The organism is Polaromonas sp. (assembly GCF_016185115.1).
GTDB lineage: Bacteria > Pseudomonadota > Gammaproteobacteria > Burkholderiales > Burkholderiaceae_C > Polaromonas.
The window spans coordinates 1-2074 of record NZ_JACPOF010000025.1 but is presented as its reverse complement, the minus strand read 5'-3'; the positions used below and the strand labels follow the sequence as shown (position 1 = coordinate 2074).

Here is a 2074-nt window from a genome sequence, read left to right as displayed (position 1 = left end):
GACGAAGAGGTGACAGGCATCTTCCGCCATCACCGTCATCATCAGATCATCCCGCCCTCCCGCCTCACCAGGCAATAAAATGAGAACTGCTGCCGGCGCCCACCGCTTTCGCAGGGTGGGTTGGATTTCTGGTTGAGGGCAGGGATTCGAATTTTTGTCCGGCCAATGTTCCTGCTATGCGTTGGCTGTGATTTCCTTGTCGAGGCGACGGTGACCCTTTCAGGCACACCGAGGGTGAGCCTTGCCTCAAGCGCTTTACTTGCGAGCCGCGCTATTGCGCAGCCATCGTTCTGTTTGTTACCCGCTGAAAAATGAAACGGGCCGGCCACAGAGCAAGGAGCGATCAATCTGTTTGCGCACCTCGCTCATGGTGGCTCGCCCCAACCGAAATAGTTTGCCGTGCAAAAGGGCAAAGGCATGAAAGAGTGTGAAGGCGATCAGCTTGACCCACAACAGCACCATCGCCGCGACCGGATGATGGTGGGCGCAGTGAGTCAAATGCCCGTGTTGGGTCAGTTCGCAAAAGGCGTTGTTCTCGATCTTCCAGCGCAAATGTCCGACGTCCCGGATGGCTGCGCCGTCATAGCCGTCCAACTCTCCGGCCACCACCCAGATCCAGTTCTGTTCCTTGTCATGGTCTTCCCACTGGCCACCCACCCGCTGGCGTTGACGCCAGCGTTCCCGCACCTTGACAACCCGTACCGAACCGGGGTACGCATCGCTAAAGCGCAGCGAACGCAAATCCCAGATTTCCACCGTCCGTCCATCCCGTTCCACCCTCTGGACGGGTTTTTGTCCGCGGCTCAATGCCTCTGTTTCCTGATAAACCTCATAGCGCTCCTGCTTGAGCACCGCGATCACCGGCCAGCCCAGTTCCTCCACCACCGTTTTGAGAAATGGCCCGTTGGCATACCACGAATCCACCACCACCAAATCAAAAAAACGCGGCCCGTAAGCCCCGCGCATCCGGCGCAACAAGCGCAAGGCCGCCGCGCATTCCTCCTGGCCCTGGCGCATCGGTTCGAAGTCCAGAATCACGCTCCATTGCGGCCCGCTCAACTGCGCATAGACCTGCTTGTGATAATACTGAGTCTTTTTGACCTCCTGCCCGGCTTCGTTCTTGCATGTAATCTCCCGGCTCTGGCAATCCTCACAGCAGCGGTGATCGCTGCAAAACTGTTCGTTGGCATCCAGGCTGAGGGCCAGCAGCCCGTGAACTTTGCAGCCTTCAAACGCTTTTCCCTTTTTAAGTCTGCGGTTGATCCAAACTCCCGCGGCGCGCCACTTGGCGGGGTCCATCCGCTCCGTGACATAGCCGAACGTGTCATGGCTGATCGGATTGGCATAGCCCATCCAGCGCTGCCACTGCGGCAAGGCTGTTTCCTGCTGCAACTGAAGGAAACCCGGCACCTGAACCACTTCTCCCAGCACCAGGCTCAAGCCCACCGCGCGGGCTGGGATTTGGGGCTGCGGGCGCGCGTCGCCCAGACCGCCGGCCAGCAGGTGCAAATGGAACCGTTTACAGGCATAGGCGACGAACTGGCCCAGTGGGTTGAAGTCGCTCCTGTTCATTGGTCCTGCAGGGGTTCGCCGCGCCGAAGCAGTTCGGCGTTGACCTGGGAGAGCTCTTCCAGGCCTTCCCACAGTTGCTGATAAGCGGTGACGCCTTGCCGCCCGTCGCGCTGCTGCTCCGGAGTCTTGAGCAGGAACTTCAAAACCTGGCCGGGCGCCAACCCGCTGGCCAGATAGTAGAAAGGGCCGTGCTTTTGGCCTTGAGCGCAGGCGCAATTGGCTTTGCCACAGGTGGTGAACCGTTCGACATACGAAGCGCGCAGGAAGTGGGACGGGATGGCCAATTGGCGCAGGATCGCGGCCTTGCGCTGGCGCAAAGCCAATGTAGAAGTGCGGCGGAACTTGTATATCTTAGCCAATATGTAGGCCAAGATATTCGAATCGCCCGGATTGGCAAGAAAAAAGAAGATGCCCCTCCGTTCTTGAAAGAAGACGAATCTGCTTACCCTGCTGAAAGCCAGGAGCTAATCAATGGAGCTCGGAAGAAGTCTCGAAATCGCTG

General features: G+C 58.6%; 2 protein-coding genes. Both read right to left on the bottom strand.

Translation table 11 applies throughout. The annotated features are described in order from the left end of the window. Positions 1 to 297: 297 nt before the first annotated feature. Entirely contained in the window at positions 298 to 1572 is a 1275-nt protein-coding gene (locus HYX42_RS18785) for a transposase (RefSeq protein WP_293405997.1), read from the bottom strand. Beyond that, entirely contained in the window at positions 1569 to 1943 is a 375-nt protein-coding gene (locus HYX42_RS18780) for a DUF6788 family protein (protein ID WP_293405995.1), read from the bottom strand. Before HYX42_RS18780 ends, HYX42_RS18785 begins: the two co-directional genes overlap by 4 nt. Positions 1944 to 2074: the final 131 nt, after the last annotated feature.

Bases quoted from the DNA above. Each gene is read 5' to 3' on its own strand.
- HYX42_RS18785 (WP_293405997.1), bottom strand. From the start codon at position 1,572: ATGAACAGGAGCGACTTCAACCCACTGGGCCAGTTCGTCGCCTATGCC.